At 48.2% G+C, this 20,129-nt stretch carries 14 protein-coding genes; 11 read left to right on the top strand and 3 right to left on the bottom strand.

Annotated features, from left to right (window positions below):
• Positions 1-218: 218 nt before the first annotated feature.
• From O59_RS20265 to O59_RS20290, 6 genes are all read left to right on the top strand, one after another.
• Complete coding sequence (locus tag O59_RS20265) at positions 219-1,733, top strand: tryptophan halogenase family protein (RefSeq protein WP_007646160.1); 1,515 nt, start codon at positions 219-221, stop codon at positions 1,731-1,733.
• Positions 1,726-3,243 carry a tryptophan halogenase family protein gene (locus O59_RS20270; RefSeq protein WP_007646161.1) on the top strand — a complete coding sequence of 506 codons (1,518 nt, stop codon included), beginning with the start codon at positions 1,726-1,728 and terminating at the stop codon, positions 3,241-3,243. The genes O59_RS20265 and O59_RS20270 overlap by 8 nt, the downstream gene beginning before the upstream one ends.
• A 297-nt stretch (positions 3,244-3,540) precedes the next feature.
• On the top strand, positions 3,541-3,918 hold the full coding sequence (locus tag O59_RS20275; protein ID WP_040393819.1) for a hypothetical protein: 378 nt from the start codon (positions 3,541-3,543) through the stop codon (positions 3,916-3,918).
• Between the two features lie 367 nt (positions 3,919-4,285).
• Complete coding sequence (locus tag O59_RS22265) at positions 4,286-6,655, top strand: LamG-like jellyroll fold domain-containing protein (protein ID WP_040393820.1); 2,370 nt, start codon at positions 4,286-4,288, stop codon at positions 6,653-6,655.
• Positions 6,656-6,734: 79 nt separating this feature from the next.
• Entirely contained in the window at positions 6,735-7,319 is a 585-nt protein-coding gene (locus O59_RS20285) for a hypothetical protein (RefSeq protein WP_157152677.1), read from the top strand.
• A gap of 231 nt (positions 7,320-7,550) precedes the next feature.
• On the top strand, positions 7,551-9,488 hold the full coding sequence (locus O59_RS20290; protein WP_007646169.1) for an amylosucrase: 1,938 nt from the start codon (positions 7,551-7,553) through the stop codon (positions 9,486-9,488).
• A 54-nt stretch (positions 9,489-9,542) separates the two neighbouring features.
• Here the strand turns inward: O59_RS20290 and O59_RS20295 are convergent, their stop codons facing one another.
• Together O59_RS20295 and O59_RS20300 are read right to left on the bottom strand one after the other, a co-directional pair.
• The gene (locus O59_RS20295; protein ID WP_007646171.1) at positions 9,543-9,806 is read right to left on the bottom strand and encodes a hypothetical protein; all 264 of its coding nucleotides are present in this window, start codon (positions 9,804-9,806) and stop codon (positions 9,543-9,545) included.
• Positions 9,807-10,030: 224 nt separating this feature from the next.
• Positions 10,031-11,098 (bottom strand): arabinan endo-1,5-alpha-L-arabinosidase, encoded by a 1,068-nt coding sequence (locus O59_RS20300; protein ID WP_007646173.1) that lies wholly within the window; start codon positions 11,096-11,098, stop codon positions 10,031-10,033.
• Between the two features lie 103 nt (positions 11,099-11,201).
• On the opposite strand from O59_RS20300, the gene O59_RS20305 reads away from it, so the two are divergent.
• Together O59_RS20305 and O59_RS20310 are read left to right on the top strand one after the other, a co-directional pair.
• On the top strand, positions 11,202-12,353 hold the full coding sequence (locus O59_RS20305; protein ID WP_007646175.1) for a family 43 glycosylhydrolase: 1,152 nt from the start codon (positions 11,202-11,204) through the stop codon (positions 12,351-12,353).
• Positions 12,354-12,425: 72 nt separating this feature from the next.
• Complete coding sequence (locus O59_RS20310) at positions 12,426-13,535, top strand: aldose epimerase family protein (RefSeq protein WP_157152678.1); 1,110 nt, start codon at positions 12,426-12,428, stop codon at positions 13,533-13,535.
• 177 nt (positions 13,536-13,712) lie between these two features.
• On the opposite strand, the gene O59_RS20315 is transcribed toward O59_RS20310, so the two are convergent.
• Positions 13,713-13,904: a Thivi_2564 family membrane protein gene (locus O59_RS20315; protein WP_007646178.1), complete on the bottom strand. Its 192-nt coding sequence runs from the start codon at positions 13,902-13,904 to the stop codon at positions 13,713-13,715.
• Between the two features lie 279 nt (positions 13,905-14,183).
• Between O59_RS20315 and O59_RS20320 the strand changes: the two genes are divergently transcribed.
• The 3 genes from O59_RS20320 (at position 14,184) to O59_RS20330 (ending at position 19,631) form a co-directional block, all read left to right on the top strand.
• The gene (locus O59_RS20320) at positions 14,184-15,548 is read left to right on the top strand and encodes a family 43 glycosylhydrolase (protein WP_007646180.1); all 1,365 of its coding nucleotides are present in this window, start codon (positions 14,184-14,186) and stop codon (positions 15,546-15,548) included.
• Positions 15,549-15,645: 97 nt separating this feature from the next.
• On the top strand, positions 15,646-17,595 hold the full coding sequence (locus O59_RS20325; RefSeq protein ID WP_007646182.1) for a glycoside hydrolase family 97 protein: 1,950 nt from the start codon (positions 15,646-15,648) through the stop codon (positions 17,593-17,595).
• Between the two features lie 59 nt (positions 17,596-17,654).
• Positions 17,655-19,631: a family 43 glycosylhydrolase gene (locus tag O59_RS20330; RefSeq protein WP_007646184.1), complete on the top strand. Its 1,977-nt coding sequence runs from the start codon at positions 17,655-17,657 to the stop codon at positions 19,629-19,631.
• Positions 19,632-20,129: the final 498 nt, after the last annotated feature.

Raw genomic sequence — 20,129 nt, forward strand, 5'->3', positions numbered from 1 at the left:
AGGTACGAGCAAGTTGTTTTGGAAAACCTCACAGCGCAATCTGTGAGGTTTTTTTATGGCGCGGGCTGAATAATTAGGCTCGCGCTGAAATACCAACTATTGTTAAAAGCATAAGTAACCTCTAGGTATGTTGATAAATATACCTATCGTCATGGCCGCGAATGCGTGTATCTACGTAGCAGTGCAACAAAAATAATAGGCAGCAATACGGAATCTGAATGAACAACATCATTAAAAAAATTGTGATTGCCGGTGGCGGTACCGCTGGCTGGATGACGGCAGCGCTATTAAAAAAAGTGTTGCAGCAGCGGGTAGAGATTCAACTGGTGGAGTCGGAAGAGATCGGCATCATCGGTGTGGGTGAAGCGACTATTCCGCCCATCCAAACCTTTAATTCTGTGCTCGGTTTACATGAACCGGAATTTTTGCGCGAGACCAAAGCCACCATCAAAATGGCCATCCGTTTTGATAACTGGAAACAGCAGGGCGATAGCTACTACCACACCTTTGGCGCCCCCGGCACCACTATCGGTTTTAGCGCCTTTCAACACTATTGGCTGCGCGCACAAAAACAAGGTTGGAACACACCAATTTGGGATTACGATTTAAATTATCTCTGCTGCGAGGCCGGTGTATTCGGCAAATTCGACGGCAAAGATCCGCTCTATCAAGTGCCTTACGCCTACCACTTTGACTCTGCACTTTACGGCCGCTATTTGCGCAAAATCAGCGAGCAGGCGGGTGTTGTGCGCACCGAAGGAAAAATCCGTGAGGTGCGGTTGAATGCTGACAGTGGTTTTGTGGAAGCGCTGCTTATGGAAAACGGCAGTGAAATTCAGGGCGATTTATTTATCGATTGCAGCGGAATGCGTGGTCTGTTAACTCAAGGAGCATTGCAAACCGGTTATGAGGATTGGAGTCACTGGCTGCCGTGCGATCACGCGCTGGCAGTGCCCTCGGAACGCTTTGAAAAAACCTTGCCCTATACGCGCTCCATTGCACACAAAGCTGGTTGGCAGTGGCGCATTCCGCTTACCCATCGCAATGGCAATGGTTTGGTCTATAGCTCACACCATTTAAGTGACGATGAAGCGACCACTATTTTATTAAGTAATTTGGATTCAACTGCGCTCGCCGAACCTAAACCGATCAAATTTAAAACCGGCCGCACTTTACAACAGTGGAACAAAAATGTGATTGCAGTGGGCTTGTCTAGTGGATTTTTGGAGCCGCTGGAATCTACCAGTATTCATTTAATTCAATCGGCGATTGTGCGGTTGTTAAAACATTTTCCCAATGCGGGCATCAGCCAAACGCAAGTGGATGAATACAACCGGGATTCCAAACACGAATACGAAACCGTGCGCGATTTTATTATTCTTCACTATCACTTGAATGAGCGCGACGATAGCGAGTTTTGGCGCTACCTGCGCAATATGCCCATTCCCGAACGCCTTGCGCACAAAATTGCGCTGTTCCAAGAAACCGGCGCAATCATGAATGATCCCGGTGATATTTTTCTGGATTCTTCCTGGCTGCAAGTGATGATGGGGCAGGGCATTATGCCGCGCGATTATCATCCCACGGCGGATATTCCCGGCGCGGAACAATTGCAGTCCATGCTTGCGCGTATCGCCAGCGCGAAACGCCAGCCACTCACACAATTGCCTAGTCACGATGAATTTTTGCATCAATACGCTGGCGTAACACGCGCAGGTATAAACCGTGGATAAACTATTGCGCATCGTTATTTTAGGCGGCGGTACCGCCGGGTGGATGGCTGCCAATTTATTTGCCAAACGCTGGCCGCGTGAACAAGTGCAAATCACGCTGATGGAATCCCCTGAAATTCCTATCATTGGTGTAGGTGAAGGTTCAACGCCCTCGTTAAAACGTTTTTTTAAACAGTTGGATTTACCCGAACAGGAATGGATGCCCGCGTGCCACGCCACTTACAAAACCAATATTCGTTTTGTGGGCTGGAGCCCCGCGTCGGGCATGCAGGAATATTCACATCCCTTTTATTCCCAGCCTGACGTGTTTAATGAGCGCGCATTTTTTACCAACTGCCGCACCCGCCGTTTAGGGTTGGATGTAGTCACCGACCCGGAAAAGTTTTTTATCAATGGTGAATTGGCGCGGCAGGGAAAGGTGCCCACCGCGTCGGCTAATTTTCCCTTTCAAATGGAATACGGTTATCACTTTGATTCGCAGTTGCTGGGCCGTTATTTGGCTGGTGTGGCTACGGCGCGGGGAGTGATTCATCACCAAGCGAAATTGGCTGAGGTACTGCGCAATGATCGCGGTGAAATTACCGCCCTGCAAACCGATGGGGGGGATTTACTTGCGGGTGATTTTTTTATCGACTGCACTGGTTTTGCGTCGCTGTTAATGCAAAAGGCATTGGCGGTGCCATTTCATTCATATCAACAGCAATTATTTAATGACAGTGCAGTGGTAATGCCCACGCCTGCATTTGAAAATCCACCTGTAGAAACCCGCTCCACTGCGTTAAGCGCCGGTTGGTGTTGGCAAATTCCCCTTACCCATCGCACCGGCAATGGTTATGTATATAGCAGTCAATTTATCAGCCGCGATCAAGCCGAAGCAGAATTTCGCGCGCACATCGGCATGAGTGAAAGTGCGCAGGAGTGTCGCCATTTAACCATGCGCGTCGGGCAATTAGCGCAACACTGGTCGCACAATTGTGTGGGGCTCGGATTATCGCAAGGTTTTATTGAACCGCTGGAAGCCACCGCATTGCATTTGGTGCAGCTCACCATAGAAGCCTTAATGGACGCCCTGGATGAAAACAATTTTACGAGTAATGGGCGCGATAATTTTAATCGCACCGTCGCCAATCATTTTGACGGTGTGCGCGATTACATAATTGCGCACTACAAATTAAATACCCGTGGCGTAAATAATTCGCTCGGCAGCGATTACTGGCGCGCGAACCGCGACAACAAACAACTGCCCGAGTCGCTACTGCAAATTCTGGATGTCTGGTATCGCTGCGGTGATTTGGCTGCAGAGCTGGCACAGCGGAAAATCAAACCAGCATTCAACACCGCCTCCTGGCATTGCCTACTCGCCGGTTACGGCGCATTTCCACCACTCGCCGCTAATCAACCGGGGCAGGGCAAGGGAGATTTATATCGCGAATGCGAAGTGAAAAAATTTGTGGAAGGCTGCGCGCTGAATTTTCCGTTGCAGACGGACATGATAAAAATGGCGCGTTAACTGTGTGTGCCTGCTAACTTTGATTACGGTTTCTGGTGATTTTCTCTCCAAGGAATATCAAAGAAAGTAATGCACGCGATATCATTAGACTTTTTGTGGTTTTTTGAAAATTCGTCAATCAAAAAAACTATTTACCGTTTGGCCGTTTAATAGGTTTACAGAAGAAAATCCATGAAATATTTTTTTATTTTTAATAAATTTTTTAATTGGCTGTTTCGCCATTAGCTATTTTTATTGTGCTGTAAAGGATCACTTAAAAACCATCGCCATCACCATCACAGAAATCACTATAAATTTATGAAAACTTCTATCTTGCTATTAACACTATTTTTTTCCGAGGTTGTTCTAGGCCAATTAAAAGTAGCTTGGCCTGACTTGTCAGCCATTAAATATGTATCTAAAAGACACGCTGTAGAGTCAGACATTAACAGCGGTGCTGCGGTATTCCTTCTGAAATCAAATGGAATAAATATCGGAACGCCAATAGACATTGAAATCCCCCAATATGCTATTCACTTGGATGGTGAGACTGGCATGAGATCTAATGTGGTAATTATCCAGGCCGAAGAGGCTAACGGGCAACAAGTTGTTGGTGCTTTAAATGTGAAAACTCAAAAGTTTATAGCGGGTTTTTTAAATGAGTTTGAATTGTTAGGAACAAATAAACCTGAATAGTAATCCGCTAACAAGCGTTGCGGCTAAAAGTTAATACCGTAACCCTGCTTCTGCTTGGCTTCCCCTTCGTAACCGGGTATGCATCCTGATTTCCACAACGCTCTAAAAACCCCTGATACTAACAACTACAAATTATAAGATAATAATAAATTATGATTGAGATATGTTTTGGCGCGTGACACACTAATCCGGCTATAAAAATAACGCTTTTATATCGTTTCAGCTAAAAAACCCTGTTTTTGTACAGATTATCTGCAGTTTTTCTTGGCGATCTTATCGCTGGGTGAGTTTCTGTACCTGTTAGTTTTTAAATTGTCAGACATTAAGGCGAAATAATCATAATTATTGCTACTTCTGGAGAGAATCGATGAAGTTCATAACCCAACCCCAATCCCGACGTTTGGCGGCTTTGTTGGCTTCGGCCTTAGCGCTGGGCGGCTTAGTGACCAGTATGAGTGCGCAGGCCCAGTTGGCGCCGGTGAGTGCGCCCACCTTTCTGAACGCCTCAGTACACGATCCTTCGGTTATCCGCGTGGATAACAATTACTACGTGTTTGGCTCCCATTTGGCAGCGGCCAAGTCGCCAGACTTGTTGCAGTGGACATCCATCGCCGATGGCGTTAGTCCGCAAAACCCGCTGTTTACCAATGTAGTGACCGAGCTGGCAGAGACCTTCAGTTGGGCGGAGACGAATACCTTATGGGCAGCGGATGTTGTTCGGCTCGCCGATGGCAAATTTTATATGTACTACAACGCCTGCCGGGGCGATGCGCCGCGTTCGGCGATGGGTGTCGCGGTGGCTGATTCGGTGGAGGGGCCTTATGTGGACAAGGGGATTTTCCTCAAGTCCGGCATGTGGGGTTTGCCCAGTGAAGACGGCACCATTTACGACGCACGCAAACACCCTAATGCGGTTGACCCGCATACTTTTTTTGATGCGCAGAATAATTTGTGGATGATTTACGGTTCTTATTCCGGCGGGATTTTTATTCTCAAACTTGATCCGCAAACAGGTAAGCCGCTGCCCAACCAGGGTTACGGTAAACACTTGATGGGCGGTAATCACAGCCGTATTGAAGGCGTGTATGTGCTCTACAGTCCGCAAACCAATTATTACTATATGTTCAGCTCCTTCGGCGGCTTGGATGCGGTGGGTGGTTACAACATGCGTGTTGCGCGTGCGACTGCGCCGGACGGCCCTTATTACGATGCGCAGGGCAACAATATGGCGAGCGTGAAAGCGAATCCCGCGCTGCCTATTTTTGATGACGCAAGCATCGCGCCCTTTGGTGTGAAACTGATGGGCAACTTTTTGTTTGAGCGCAAACTCGGCGAAGTGGGCACCGGTATAGGCACAGGTTATGTATCGCCCGGTCACAACTCGGCGTACTACGATGCCGCGAGCGGAAAATATTTTTTAATTTTCCACAGCCGTTTCCCCGAGCGCGGCGAAGCGCATGAAATTCGTGTGCATCAGATGTTTATGAATGCCGATGCATGGCCGGTAGTTGCGCCTTATCGCTACGCCAATGAAACGCTGGGTACCGTGCGTCGCGATTTTGTGGTGGGCGATTATTTGTTGGTGAATCACGGTAAAGATATTTCCGCGACCATTAAAAAATCCCAACATATCAGCTTGAATAGCAATGGCACAGTCACTGGCGCGGCAACCGGTAGTTGGTTATTGGTGGGTAATAATCAGGTGGAAATTAATCTGGCCGGTGCACCTACTTACAAAGGTGTGGTGGTGAACCAGTGGGATGAAACGGCAAAAACTTACACCCTGACTTTCTCCGCGTTATCCAATCAAGGCGTGGCGATTTACGGCAGTAAATTATTAAAACGCACTGATTTGCAAATCGTGAATGCCATTAAAGCGGAATTAAACCTCGGTGATACTTCAGCCATCACCAGCAACCTCACCCTGCCAACCAGCGGCGCACGCAATGCCACTATTTCCTGGACATCATCGAACCCGTCAGCAGTTAGCACCACGGGTGTGGTGACTCGCCCCGAAAATGGTGCGGGTGATGCCATGGTGACACTCACCGCGAGCATCAAAAAAGGCACTACCACAGCGACGAAAAATTTTGTGGTAGTGGTACGTGAGAAATCGATCGGCGGCCTGATTGCACACTATGCGTTTGATAATAATTTGAATGATGCAACCGGTGTATTGGCGGCAGGTAATGTAAGTGGTGCGCGTATTGATTGGCTCGGCGGTAACCTGAGTTACACCAGTGGTGTGCAGGGTGCAGCAGCGGTGTTTGATGGCAATACCGGCGTGCGTTTACCCAACGGTATTATCAGCTCCAACAATTACACCGTTTCACTTTGGTTGAACCCCGCGGAACTGAATGCGTTTACCACCAGCTTTTTTGCTGCACGCACTACCGATTCCTGGGTGAGTTTATTGCCAATGGGTCACGGCTGGGTTAATGGCAATACCATGCTCTGGTCGGGCACCGCGTGGTACGACGCAGGTTTGGGCATGAATATTCCCGCAGGCCAGTGGTCGCACTTGGCGTTCACGGTGAATAACGGCGCGCTCAATGTGTATGTAAATGGCGTGAAAAGATTCAGCGGCACCAACTTCCCGAATATTTTTACCACCACCAATGGCATCTTTTCACTTGGTGTGAACTGGTGGGATGTGCCCTACAAAGGCGCGATGGATGAGCTGCGTATTTATGAAACGGCATTAACTGAAAGCCAAATTCAAAGCCTGGCATTCTAGGTTTTTACTGAAAAGATTTTCGTCATACCCGCGCAGGCGGGTATTCATAAAAATTTTTGTGATAAAAGTGAGTGAAAAAATGAAAGTATTTATTGGAAGTGTGTTGTTAATGTTTGCGGCGCAATTTGCCAGCGCAGCAGTAATTGATTTTGATGATTTGGGCGATGAATCCTTCGCGCAAATTGGTGATGGTTACGGCGGCTTTAATTGGAATGTAATCGGCGCCCTGAGCGGCAGTGATTACTCTGGCTCTGGTTTGGATACGGCGGTCGTCTCCGGCACTAATGTTGCGTTTAATCCATTTGGTGCCTGGTCGTCTATCGATTTGGCAGGCGCGGGCAGTTTTGATTTTATCGGCGCCTGGTTTGGTTCTTATTTATTTGAACAGGAACTCGCGTTTGAAGGTTGGTTGGATGGGGTGTTGGTGTACAGCACCTTGGACACTTTTGTAATCACGTCCGAGAGCGCAAGTTGGATTCAATTGGATTGGGCCGGTATAGATCAGCTGATGATTTACAACAGTCTTGCCGATTGGGGCGTGAGCTGGGCGATGGATGATTTCACGGTGGAGGTGCATTCCGCCGCCAGCGTGCCGGAAGCGTCGGGTTTGGTGCTGATATTAATGGGCTTGTTGGGAGTTGGTTTGTTGCGTCGCCGCCGTTAAAAAATGCTGCGCTTAACCTTTTCAGTGTTAATTAAAAAGTTATAAAAGAGCAGTGTTAAAAAATAAAAACGCCAGTGGGAATCGGTTTCTGCTGGCGTTTTTTTATAAAGCCTTCGTCAGCTTTTATCTGCAATTCACGCGGCCCTGTCTATACTATTTTTTATGTCGCGATTCATCTTTTGCGCTAGGTGAGTCGCGGCATTAGTATAAATTTCCAGTCAGGGCGACATTATGAATGCTGTCAGTGAAAGTCAAAAATGTTTAACACGAATTCTTAATACTACCGACCTCTCTGCGCTCAACAAAACTGATCACAAAACCTTTTTAAAACGGCTGGATCAGCATTTTCCCTCCCTGTTTGACCTGTTGTTACATGTTTATGACCGGCATTACGACTTGCACTTTCACTTGCAACAATTGGTGGCGAGCCTTGCTGCCAACTTTTCCCAGCGTAAAAATCGCCTGAAAAAGAAAGATAAACAGCGCCTTGCTGATCCGCTTTGGCATAAATCGGAACAGATGCTGGGCATGGCCTGTTACGTGGATTTAATGGCCGGTGATTTAAACGGGCTGCTGGCAAAAATCCCCTATTTCACCGAGTTAGGGCTGACCTATTTGCATTTGATGCCGCTCTATAAATCCCCCGAGGGCGATAGTGACGGGGGTTATGCCGTGTCGGACTATCGCTGCGTGAACCCGGCGCTGGGTACCACCAAAGACTTGCAGGTATTGGCAGAAGCGCTGAACGATGCGGGCATCAGCCTGGTATTGGATTTTGTGTTTAATCACACGGCGGATGATCACGCCTGGGCCAAAGCGGCGCGCGCTGGCGATGCGGAATTTCAGGATTATTATTTAATGTTTGATGATCGGCGTATTCCCGATCAATACGATGCGACCCTGCGCGAAATTTTCCCCAGTGTGCGCCGTGGCAGTTTCAGTTATTTGCCGGATATTGATAAATGGGTGTGGACGACTTTTAACAATTTCCAGTGGGATTTAAATTACGGTAACCCCGCCGTGTTCCGCGCGATTGTGGATGAAATGTTATTCCTCGCCAACCTCGGCTGCGATTCCCTGCGGCTGGATGCTTTGGCGTTTATTTGGAAAGACATGGGCACAGTGTGTGAGAATCGCCCCAAGGCCCATGCGCTAATCAAAGCCTTTAACTGTTGTTTGCAAATTGTCGCACCGGCAGTGGTATTTAAATCTGAAGCCATTGTGCACCCGGACGAAGTGGTTAAATACATCGCGCCCACGGAATGCCAGCTCTCCTATAACCCGCTGTTAATGGCGCTATTGTGGAATAGTTTAGCCACGCAAAAAACGCGGTTAATCACCCAAAGTTTAAGTCACCGCTTTGAAATAAATCCGCACTGCAGTTGGGTCAATTATGTGCGCTGCCACGACGATATCGGCTGGACGTTTGACGATGGCGATGCGGCGCATTTGGGCATTAATGGTTACAATCACCGGTTGTTTTTGAATCAGTTTTACACTGGCCGTTTTGAAAATTCGTTTGCGGTGGGCTTAGGTTTTCAAGAAAATCCGGAAAACGGTGATTGTCGTGTGTGCGGTTCGCTGGCATCACTTGCTGGCCTGCAACAGGCATTGGAACGCAATTCCCCGGCATTAATTGAGCTGGCAATTAAACGCATCTTGTTATTGAACAGTGTCATTTTAAGTATCGGCGGCGTACCGCTGCTGTACGCGGGCGATGAATTGGCCATGCTTAATGATTACAGTTTCCAGTCTGATCCTCACAAATTGCACGATTCACGTTGGGTGAATCGTCCGCGTATCGATGAACCAGCGCTTGCACTCGCACATAAACCCGGCACACCGCAATACACCGTTAATGTGGGTTTGCGCAAAATGATTGCAGCACGCAAAAAACATGCGGTATTTGGAAACGCCAGTACCCATATTTTGCGTACCGGTAATGACCATTGTTTTGCTTATTTACGGCAAGCGGATAATGGTGAGCGGTTATTAGCGATATGTAATTTCAGTGCGGCTGAGCGCGAGATAAACGCAGACATATTGCACAACTTATTGCCCGCGCGCGAGGTGATTAACCTGATTGATCACCAACCCTTGGTCATGGATTTTAGCAAGCCGCTGGTGCTTAGGGCGTATCAGGTAATGTGGTTGTATTTTCCAGGTTAACTATTTTCAATAGATACCCGCGTTTGCGGGTATCGAAATTTTTTGACCTGAAAATTACTGGCGCGATTGGCGGCGCTGCAATAAATCGGCGATGGGATCGGCAGAGTTTAATTGCGCATCAATTAAATCGGCTTGGGCGCGAGTTTGGTGTAGCAGTGACATTAACAGCCGCACCTCATCGTACATTTCGCCGTGGGTTTCATTGCACAGACGGCGCCCCATTTCCTGCGCCAGGCGCATCACTTCAGCCAACTCACGTGCAGTTTCACCCTGTTCTTCACGCAGCCACTTGGCGTGGTTGATGTTGTCGTGTTTCATGGCGCTTCTCCTAATTGATCCTGTTCCTTTATCAAGGTTGTGGCGGGTAAACAACTATCTACCCGCCACAGCTATATCCTCGTTAAAGCCTAGACCTTTCAGGAGTGTTAAACAAAGAGTTAAAACTAATAACCCCGCGGAATTCCAATCAAAAAGTTATGAGCTATTTAGTTAAACTCGCACAAAAGGTTTAACGCGCCACACCACACAAACTTACTTTTTTCTTATTTAACTCGTTTACTTTGGTATGTATCCAACTCTTTTGGGTCAACCATAGGCCAGCCTTCTTTGTCCCAGCTGATATTCATGATTTTTAATTTCTGCAAATATTTATCCGCCGTTTCATAGGCGTGTAGCACCAAATAATCTTTATCGTCCCATGAATAGGCGCTGTTGTGGCCGAGGCCGACCCAGTTTTTATTGCCGAGTAGTAACAAGCTGCCGCCGCCTTGGTTCATGTCGCGGCCAGCGCGGTCAAGGTAGGGGCCGGTGACATTTTTGGAGCGGCCTACGGCGAGGTGATAAGTGGATTCACCGCGTTTACAGCAGAGGCCCCAGCTTACGAATAAATAGTAGTAATCACCTTTGCGCAGAATAAATGGCGCTTCAATTTCACCGGGGCCGGCGTTAACGTCGGTGCCGGTAGGAACCTGATCGCGGCGCGCTATGCTGTGCCACTCTTGTGGTTCGGCGGGGCGGGTGAGGTCGCTGTTTAATTTAAAAATTTTTAAACCGCTCCAGAAAGAGCCAAAACTCATCCAGGCTTGGCCTTGTTCATCAAAAATTACTGCGGGGTCGATTGCGTTCCAGTTGTCGCGGTTGGGCACCGATTCAATCACTATGCCTTTATCTTCCCAGCGGTAGTCGGGCGATTTGGGATCCAGCGTTTTATTAACTGTCACACCAATTGCTGAGGTATTTTTGCCAAAGGCGGATACCGAGTAATACAAATAAAACTGGTTGTTATGTTCGATCACATCGGGCGCCCAGAGGTGACCGTCAAAGCTTGGCGACACCGATTTGGCCCAAGTGGGTTGGTCGGCAAAGGCGCGGTCAGAGAAAGTCCAGTTCACTTTGTCTTTGGAGCTGTAAATAGTGATGCCGGGGCCGGTGCTGAACAAATACCAGGTGTCGCCTTCGCGTGCCATCACGGGGTCGTGCACATCCACTTGTTTGGCTTGGGCAACCGATGCTCCCAATAACAGGGCGACGGCGTTGAGGAGCAGCGCAGCGGTATAACCAACGCGGGCAGCAGCTTGGCGGAAACGGGTGAGGGGGGCTGTATTTACCATAGTTAACTCTCTTATAGGTCGATTTCTCTCAATATGTAATATAATATTATTCCATTAAAAATAACAGTTAACCGGTGTAAAGCCGGGCACAGGAGAATCATCCATGAAGTTTATTGCTATTCAATCGCACACCTTCCACTTGTTATCCCTGAGCAGTTTGCGCATCGCCGCCGTGGCGTTGGGTAGTTTTTTATTGGCGGCTTGTGGGGAATCTAGCGCACCGGTCGGTTCAGCTGAGTCAGCCGCTACCAGTGAATCTGTTGCGGCCAGTGCATCGTCAGTAGTTGGCGATATCAAACCGGAAACCGCGAGTGATGTACCGGTGGCCTTGGTGCCGCAGCGCGCTGACCCGCAAATTTATCGCACCGAATCGGGCCATTACTATTTTATTGCGACAGCGCCCAAGTTTGATCGCATTCAGTTGCGCAGCTCACCTAGCTTGTCAGGTATTGGCAGTGCAGAAGAAGTGACCATTTGGGAAAAGCATGAATCCGGCCCGATGAGTGAAAATATTTGGGCGCCGGAATTACATCGCTTTAACGATACCTGGTACATCTATTTTGCCGCTGGTGAAAAAGGTGTGGGTGGTAGTATTCGCATGTATGTGTTGGCCAATGAATCGGCCGACCCCATGCAGGGTGAATGGAAAGAATTGGGTCTGGTAAGAACCGCGCGCGACTCCTTCTCGCTCGATGCCACCGTGTTTGAGCACAAAGGCCAGCGCTATTTGGTGTGGGCGCAACGTGACCCGGAAGGCACCATGAATTCCGCGCTCTATATTGCCACACTGGATTCGCCTACTCAGGTTGGTGCACTGGAAGTGGAAATTACCCGCCCGACATTGGATTGGGAAATTCAAGGTTATAAAGTGAATGAAGGTGCAGCGGTGATTATTCGCAACGGTAAAATTTTTATCAGCTACTCGGCGAGTGCTACTGACCATCGCTATGCGGTAGGGTTGGTCTGGGCCGACGTGGACGCAAATTTACTCGATAAAAATTCGTGGAATAAATCGCCTGAGCCGATTTTTTTCACCAACGAAAAACTCAAGCGTTTTGGCCCTGGCCACAATAGTTTTACCCTGGCGGATGATGGTAAAACCGATGTGCTGGTATATCATGCGCGCGATTACGCCGAGCTACAGGGCACACCGCTTACTGATCCCAATCGCCACACCTATATTCGTGAACTGGGTTGGACAGCCGAGGGGTTCCCCGACTTCGGACAAGACCAACCCGATGCCCTTGCTCCCTGAGCGCAGGGGTTTGAAGCCCGGCGCACCGAGCGCCACGCCTCTACTAATACTTCAACTACTATGACAGCAGCTATGACAACAACTACAGCACCACTATCGGCAACAACATCTACAACAATGATTGCGCAAAAATTATTTGGCACTACTCCTGCGGGCGAAGCGGTAAACGAATTTACCCTCACCAATAAACTGGGTAGCCAGGTAAGTATTATTACCCTCGGCGGTATTATTACCGAGTGGCACATGCGCGATAAAAACGGCGCGCTCGGTGATGTAGTGTTGGGGTTTGACACCCTTGAACCCTACCTTGAGGTAGGCCCTTATTTTGGTGCACTGATTGGCCGCGTGGGCAACCGCATTGCCAATGCGCAATTTACGCTGGATGGCACGACCTATAAATTAACTGCTAACAATGGCAGCAATAATTTACACGGCGGCCCACAGGGGTTTGATAAAAGAGTCTGGAGCGCTACCACCGCTGAAGATGCAAATGGTCCCATATTAAAATTGCATTTGCTCAGTGAAGATGGCGACCAGGGCTTCCCCGGCAATTTGAGTGTGACTGTCACTTATCAATTCACCCACAGCGATGAATTGATCGTGGATTATTTCGCTACTACCGATAAAGCCACGCCGGTAAACCTCACCCAGCACAGTTATTTTAATTTGGCTGGTATTGGTGCAGCGTCAGGCGAAACTATTCTCAACCACAAAGCGCAGATATTTGCCGATCACATTAACGCGGTAAACCAAGCGGCAATTCCGGTAGGTGAACCAATGCCGGTTGCCGGAACACCGTTTGATTTTCGCGAGCCGACGTTAATTGGCAGTCGCATTAATGATGAGCATGAGCAGATAAAAAATGGTTTTGGTTACGATCACAATTTTTTGATCAATCAAAAAACCTACAAAGAATTAACTCTGGCTGCCCGTGTTCAAGAAGAAACTTCTGGCCGAGTACTGGAAGTATTCACTGAAGAGCCGGGCGTACAATTTTATTCCGGTAACTTTTTAGATGGCACTCTCACGGGTAAAGGTGTCACCTATAAAAAGCGCAGCGGTTTTTGTTTGGAGCCACAACACGCTCCCGATTCGATTAACCAAGCACAATTTCCATCGATAGTGTTGCGCCCTGGTGATGAATATAAAACCCGCACCATTTTTAAGTTATCAGTTAAGTAATTATTCGGAGTAGGGCGGAGTCGCGCAGCACTCCGCCGCACTTTGCAGTAGACAACAAAAAAAGCCCTGTACTGAAAAGTGTAGGGCGTTTTTTTATTCAACATGGTTGTAATATGGCTAAACGAAAAAGCCCCGCCTTTCATCTGAAAGGCGGGGCTTTTTGTTACTGCGTCTGAGCTAGATGGTCAGTCGCGGTAAATAGTTGCCCGGGATAATGCCGAAGACTGAGAGCACTATGAGAATCAGCATGATAATGAATAAAACCCGCACCACTTGCGCCACCGGTGACGGCAGCGGCAAGAGTGATACCAGCCACCAGATAAGCCCGAATACAACCAGGTAGACGATAAGGTTAATAATGGAGTCCATGATCTTTTCCTTTGCGATTTGCTAACGATGGTGCGCCGGGCATTACTATTTGCCCTAACGCTTAAGTGATATTGATCATAACGAAGCGGGAGGGTTTTGGCGGTGCGCTGGCGTACACAGGAGTGTGGTGGCGCTGTTACCCATCTACACCACAAGTGTAAAGACCGCCTAAATCCCTTGGCCTGAAAGTAGATTTATGAGTAAAATCAATTTGTCTTATAATATTAAGACAATATCAATCACAACCTACCGTCTAACAATAATCTACAGGTAACCATTATGTTTAAATCAATTCTGGCGGGACTGGGCCTTTTGCTGTGCAGCGTTAGCGCATCGGCGATTACGCTTTCGGGTTTGACTAATTCCCATGACCCGGGCGCCCTCATTAAGGATGGTAATACCTATTTTCATTTCACCACGGGTACCGGTATTTGGTACTCCACATCGACCAATTTAACCACCTGGACGGGTGGCCCGGCGCCGGTATTTACCACTTACCCCAGCTGGATTTACAGCAAGATCCCCAATTTCAGCGGCTCTTTCTGGGCGCCTGAAGCGATTCATATGAATGGTTACTACTACCTTTATTACTCCGTATCCACCTTTGGCACCTCGGTGTCGGCAATTGGGGTCGCGCGTTCAGCATCGCTGACCTCACCCAGCTGGCAGGATTTGGGGGTAGTGGTGGAGTCCTGGGGCGGTAGTAGCGAAATTAACGCGATTGACCCGGCGCTGTACCGCGACCATGACGGCAAGGTGTACATGAGCTACGGTTCGTTTTTTGGTGGGATTGGCGTGGCTGAAATCAACCAAAGTACCGGTAAGCTCAATGGCAGTGTGACTAAGGTATATGGTGGCAACCACGCGGATATTGAAGCGCCTTACATTTCACGCAATGGCGATTATTACTACTTATTTATTAATCGCGGCGCCTGCTGCCAAGGTGCTAACAGTACCTATTACGTGCAGGTCGCACGCTCAACTTCCGTCTACGGCCCTTACACCGATGTGCGCACCTTGCTGCCTAATGTGGATGGCAACTACAAAGGCCCGGGTCACATAGGTTTGTTAAAACAAGATGGCTGCAATTACACCTCTATTCATTATTACGACTTGAACGATAACGGCAATGCCAAGTTAGACCTGTTAAAAATGACCTACAGCAATGGCTGGCCGACGCTCACGCGTAATTTTTCTGTCGCCAGTTGTGGGGGTGTGAGTGATGGTTTGTATCGCATTACTGCGCGTCACAGCAATAAAGATCTACTGCCTGCCGCTAAATCCTCCGCTAATGGCGCGATGATTCAACAGGAAACCTGGAACTCTTATCGCGCCCAACAGTGGTATGTGATTAACCAGGGCACGGGTTATTACAGCCTGATTAACGCGGCGAGTTTGAAAAGTTTGGACGTGTACAACAATTCCACCGCTGCGGGCGCCAATATCGCGCAGTGGGATTATTGGGGTGGTGCAGGGCAGAAGTGGAGCCTGACGAATAGCAGCGGCTATTACACCATTCGTTCGCAACTGAGTAATTTACCGCTCGACGTGTTGAATTTAAGCACGGCAAATGGTGCACAAATCATTCAGTGGAATGCGACTGGCGCCACCAATCAACAATTCAGTTTAACCCGCTTGAAATAAAACCCGGGTTTGACGCGCGGCGCCTTTCGGCGGTTGATAAAAACTGTCGGAAGGCGCTGCGCTTTTCCAACCGACAAAATATAAATGGAGAGTTTTGATGAAAAAAATAGCCAGCGTTTTGCTTGTGATGGGCGTGAGTGTGTTGGGTACTGCCTGCAGTCAAAAAGCGCCAGAAACCCTTACCAGTCCCGACACTAACCTTAGTGTTAAGGTATTTGTTACCGAGCAAAATACACTGGCTTATTCAGTGGATCGCGCGGCGCAGCCGGTGATTCTGCCATCAGATTTAGGTTTGCAGTTAAGCGCTGCCGATTTTACCCAGGGCGTCACTATTGAATCGCGTTCAGCTATTACTCCTGTGACTGATAATTACACCCTGCGTGTGGGTAAAAAAAATAAGATCGCCTATCGCGCCAATGAACAAACATTTTCTATTTTAAATGCGCAACAACAAAAACTCATACTGACCTTTCGCGTATCAGACGACGGTGTTGCGTTTCGTTATGCCGTGAAAGATTCCGCTATCGCCACCAAAGAATTTGTGAAAGAAACTACCAGCTTCCAATTGCCGGAAACGGCGCGCGCCTGGTTGCAACCTATGGCGGTGTCGCAAACCGGTTGGAGCAATACCAATCCATCCTATGAAGAACATTACCAAATGGATATTCCGGTGGGCACTGCTTCCACCCTCGGTGCGGGCTGGGCGTTCCCAGCGTTGTTTAACACCGGTAATAACTGGGTATTGATCTCGGAAGCGGGCGTGAATCGCGACTGGCATGCCTCACGTTTGCATCATGAATCACCCAAGGGCGAATATACATTTGCAACACCACAAGCGCCGGAAATTTATATTGCACCCAATGGCGAAAAAGGCGCACTGCTTGCCAATAGCAGCGGCGATTTAATTTCCCCCTGGCGTATTCTCGCAATAGGCGATTTGCCGCGCATTATGGAATCAACTTTAGGAACCGATGTCGCTGAGCCTGCCATAGCGCTGGATAAAAATATTATCCAGCCCGGTCACTCATCCTGGAGCTGGGCCATTTTAAAGGATGATTTCACTACCTTCGATGTGCAAAAAAAATTCATCGACTACGCCGCTGAAATGCACTGGGATTACACCCTGATTGATGCCGATTGGGATAAAAAAATCGGCATGGAAAAATTGAAAGAATTAGTTGAGTACGCTGCGCAAAAAAATATTGGCATTCTGGTCTGGTACAACTCATCGGGCAGCTGGAATGAAACACCCTACAGCCCTAAAAGCGAATTGCTCACCCATGAGCAGCGCCAGGCTGTATTTGCGCAGTTGAAATCAATTGGCGTAAAGGGTTTGAAAATCGATTTTTTTGCCGGTGATGGTCAATCCATGATGGCCTATTACCACGACATCATGGCCGATGCTGCTGCACATGGTTTGTTGCTCAACTTTCACGGCGCCACTCTGCCGCGCGGTTGGCAGCGCACTTATCCCAACTTAATGACCATGGAATCCATTAAGGGTTTTGAGTTCACCACCTTTACCCAAGCTGACCAGGACCCGGTAGCGGCGCATGTGGTTATGTCGCTTTTTGCACGCAATGTGTTTGACCCAATGGATTACACGCCCATGGCGTTTGGTGATATCCCGAATATTAAACGTGTGACCGAAAATTCATTTGAGTTAGCCGAAGCGGTGCTCATGATTTCCGGTATTCAACACTTTGCAGAAATTCCCGAAGGCATGGCGACTGCACCGGACTATGTAAAAGCATTTTTGCAAGAATTACCGCGCGCGTGGGATGAGGTGAAATTTATTGATGGCTACCCAGGAAAGTACGCCGTAATTGCCCGTCGCGCAGGCGATGTTTGGTATGTCGCTGGTATTAATGCGGAAAAAGAAAATAAAACCCTGAATCTGGATTTAGGTTTTATCGGCGACAAAAAATGCACGCTGATTGCCAGTGGTGCAGGTGAGCGCGATTTTATACAGCAAGATGTTGATAACAAAACACCACAGGCTATTAGTCTGCGCCCCAGTGCCGGTTTTGTGATGGTATTTAAATAAATTTTGGCATACGACCAAAAAATCAAAAATTAAAAATGTAAATGTGAGAGAGAGGTACCATGAAAAAATTATTATCCCTATTGTTATTGCCCGCGGTATTAATCGGCTGCGGTAAAGAGGCAGAGGTGCCCGCTGAAAAAAGCGTGGCACCCGGAGCGCAAACGTCGGTTGCAAGTCAACCGGCTAATGGCCCCACCGCCGAGCAAATGGTCAATAGCTTTATCAACCCGATTTTCCCCAACGGTGCCGACCCTTGGTTGGAATATTTTGAAGGCAATTATTATTTAACCACCACCACCTGGACATCGCAGTTGGTGATGCGCAAATCGCCCACACTCGCTGGCCTTGCTACAGCAACGCCGATTAATATCTGGTCAGAGAGTGATTTGGGCCGTTGCTGTAATTTTTGGGCGTTTGAATTTCATCGCCTGAATACCCCTAAAGGGCCGCGCTGGTACGTTATGTACACCTCGGGCATTGCTGAAAATTTTGATCGCCAACATTTAAGTGTGATTGAAAGCCACGGCGATGACCCGCTCGGCCCCTATACCTATAAAGGTTCGCCCATGCCGGATATTTGGAATATCGACGGCAATTATTTTGAGCACAAGGGCCAGTTGTATTTGCTCTGGTCGCAGTGGGTGGGCGATGAGCAAACCATTTGGATTTCCAAAATGAGCAACCCCTGGACGGTAGAAGGCGAGCGCGTAAAAATTATTCGCCCCGAATACGACTGGGAATTTTCCGGCATGAAAGTCAATGAAGGCCCGGAAATGTTAAAGCGCAATGGCAAAACTTACATGGTGTATTCCGCGAGTTTTTGTAATACCCCGGATTACAAATTGGGCTTGGTGGAATTAGTGGGCGATGACCCGTTAAAAGTAGAGTCCTGGCATAAATTTGATAAGCCAGTATTTAGCAAAGCCAACGGTGTGTTTGGCCCCGGTCACAATGGTTTCTTCAAATCGCCCGATGGCACCGAGGACTGGATTATTTACCACGGTAACGCCAGCGAATTGGAAGGTTGCACCAGCACTCGCTCAGTGCGCGCACAAAAATTTACCTGGAATGAAGATGGCACCCCAAACTTTGGTGAGCCGGTCGCTGCCGGTGTGCCTGTAGCATCTCCCTCTGGTGAAAACGGCCCGCTCGTCACTAAAGTGCAAGGCACTCAAATATCCTTGGTAAGCAAAGCGGATAACACCTGTGTGGTTGCCGATAATAGCGGAAAAATTTCTGCCGCGAGCTGCGCAGATACCGCGAGCAATAATGCCAGCGCGACTTGGAATTTGGATTACACCACCAACGGCAATTATCGCTTGGTAACACCAAGCGGATTATTCCTCACCGCCGGTGGCGAGCAGTGCGCGATTACCGATGCAGGTTTGAGCAGCGCCCCTTGGCACAACCAACTCTGCCAGCAATGGCAAATCAAACCTTATATTAAAGGTTGGGTCGCACTGGTAAATGCACAAACCCGGGAAGAGTTACGCTTTGCTGATTGCAAGGAGCCCGCACCAAAAGAAGTGCAAAAATCAGTTGAAGACATTCCGCAATTTATTCAGCCAAAATCTGCTTGTGCACAATGGGCATTGCAACCACAAGGTGAAAATGCCATCACCAGTATTCAAAGCGGTAAAGCAATTACCGTCGTGGAAAATACAGCCGTTAAAAATATTGCGCAGCAAGAGTGGCTAAACAAATCGAACCAACGTTGGAAATTTGCAGCGGCCGATGAAGGTTACTTCTACATTCAGCCGAGTGCCGAGCAATCTAATAGCAATGCACAACAATGTATTGCGGTCGCAAAAAAGTCTATCGTGCCCGGTACTAATATCGAGCTGGCAAATTGCGGAGAGGATTACACCCAATGGCAAGTAGAGTTTTTAGCTGACGGCACCGTAAAACTCGCCAACCGTAAAAGTACGCTAGTAATCGATTTGGCCCACGGTGGCGTGGAAGACTTCACCAACTTCGCCCAAGCCCAATGGCTAAACAGCAACGGACAGCGCTTCCAAATTAAACCCGTACAATAATATTTCCTGCATTGGGTGGGTGCCGCACAAACGGCATCCACCATTTTCGATCACCCCGCGAGTGCATGTATCCTGCCCCCCGTTTTAATTAGCTGCACCAATCCTGATAATCTGCTCGTGCCGCATATCACCTTCTTGTTTATCTGCCCACAAGATTAATGCTTTTAAAAACAGTAGGTTATCTGTAGTAAAAAATATCGCATAAAGCAATAACCGGCGCAGTATCCATACTCGCGCCGGTTTTTTAATAATTGATATATACAAGCAGCTCGCCAAGTGATTGAATCAGCAGTATCTTTTTGAGTAAAAGGTACCCGCCATAAAAAGATATGCGGCTGGGTGATATACGGCTTGAGCCGTTTAATAAACTGTTATAGCGTGCGAACTGTTTTTGAACGTACACAAGGAAAGCTCATCGCAAGCAAACACCTTTTGGCGTTTCCGCAATGTTCAAAGTGCGCAGTGTCGTTCCGGTGCTAATAGAAAGTGTGTGGCAAC

The organism is Cellvibrio sp. BR, from assembly GCF_000263355.1.
Lineage (GTDB): Bacteria > Pseudomonadota > Gammaproteobacteria > Pseudomonadales > Cellvibrionaceae > Cellvibrio.

Coding starts and splice junctions, on each gene's coding strand:
- O59_RS20265 (WP_007646160.1), top strand. CDS start 219: ATGAACAACATCATTAAAAAAATTGTGATTGCCGGTGGCGGTACCGCT.
- O59_RS20310 (WP_157152678.1), top strand. CDS start 12,426: ATGACAACAACTACAGCACCACTATCGGCAACAACATCTACAACAATG.
- O59_RS20315 (WP_007646178.1), bottom strand. CDS start 13,904: ATGGACTCCATTATTAACCTTATCGTCTACCTGGTTGTATTCGGGCTT.
- O59_RS22265 (WP_040393820.1), top strand. CDS start 4,286: ATGAAGTTCATAACCCAACCCCAATCCCGACGTTTGGCGGCTTTGTTG.
- O59_RS20330 (WP_007646184.1), top strand. CDS start 17,655: ATGAAAAAATTATTATCCCTATTGTTATTGCCCGCGGTATTAATCGGC.
- O59_RS20295 (WP_007646171.1), bottom strand. CDS start 9,806: ATGAAACACGACAACATCAACCACGCCAAGTGGCTGCGTGAAGAACAG.
- O59_RS20275 (WP_040393819.1), top strand. CDS start 3,541: ATGAAAACTTCTATCTTGCTATTAACACTATTTTTTTCCGAGGTTGTT.
- O59_RS20300 (WP_007646173.1), bottom strand. CDS start 11,098: ATGGTAAATACAGCCCCCCTCACCCGTTTCCGCCAAGCTGCTGCCCGC.
- O59_RS20305 (WP_007646175.1), top strand. CDS start 11,202: ATGAAGTTTATTGCTATTCAATCGCACACCTTCCACTTGTTATCCCTG.
- O59_RS20325 (WP_007646182.1), top strand. CDS start 15,646: ATGAAAAAAATAGCCAGCGTTTTGCTTGTGATGGGCGTGAGTGTGTTG.
- O59_RS20320 (WP_007646180.1), top strand. CDS start 14,184: ATGTTTAAATCAATTCTGGCGGGACTGGGCCTTTTGCTGTGCAGCGTT.
- O59_RS20290 (WP_007646169.1), top strand. CDS start 7,551: ATGAATGCTGTCAGTGAAAGTCAAAAATGTTTAACACGAATTCTTAAT.
- O59_RS20285 (WP_157152677.1), top strand. CDS start 6,735: ATGAAAGTATTTATTGGAAGTGTGTTGTTAATGTTTGCGGCGCAATTT.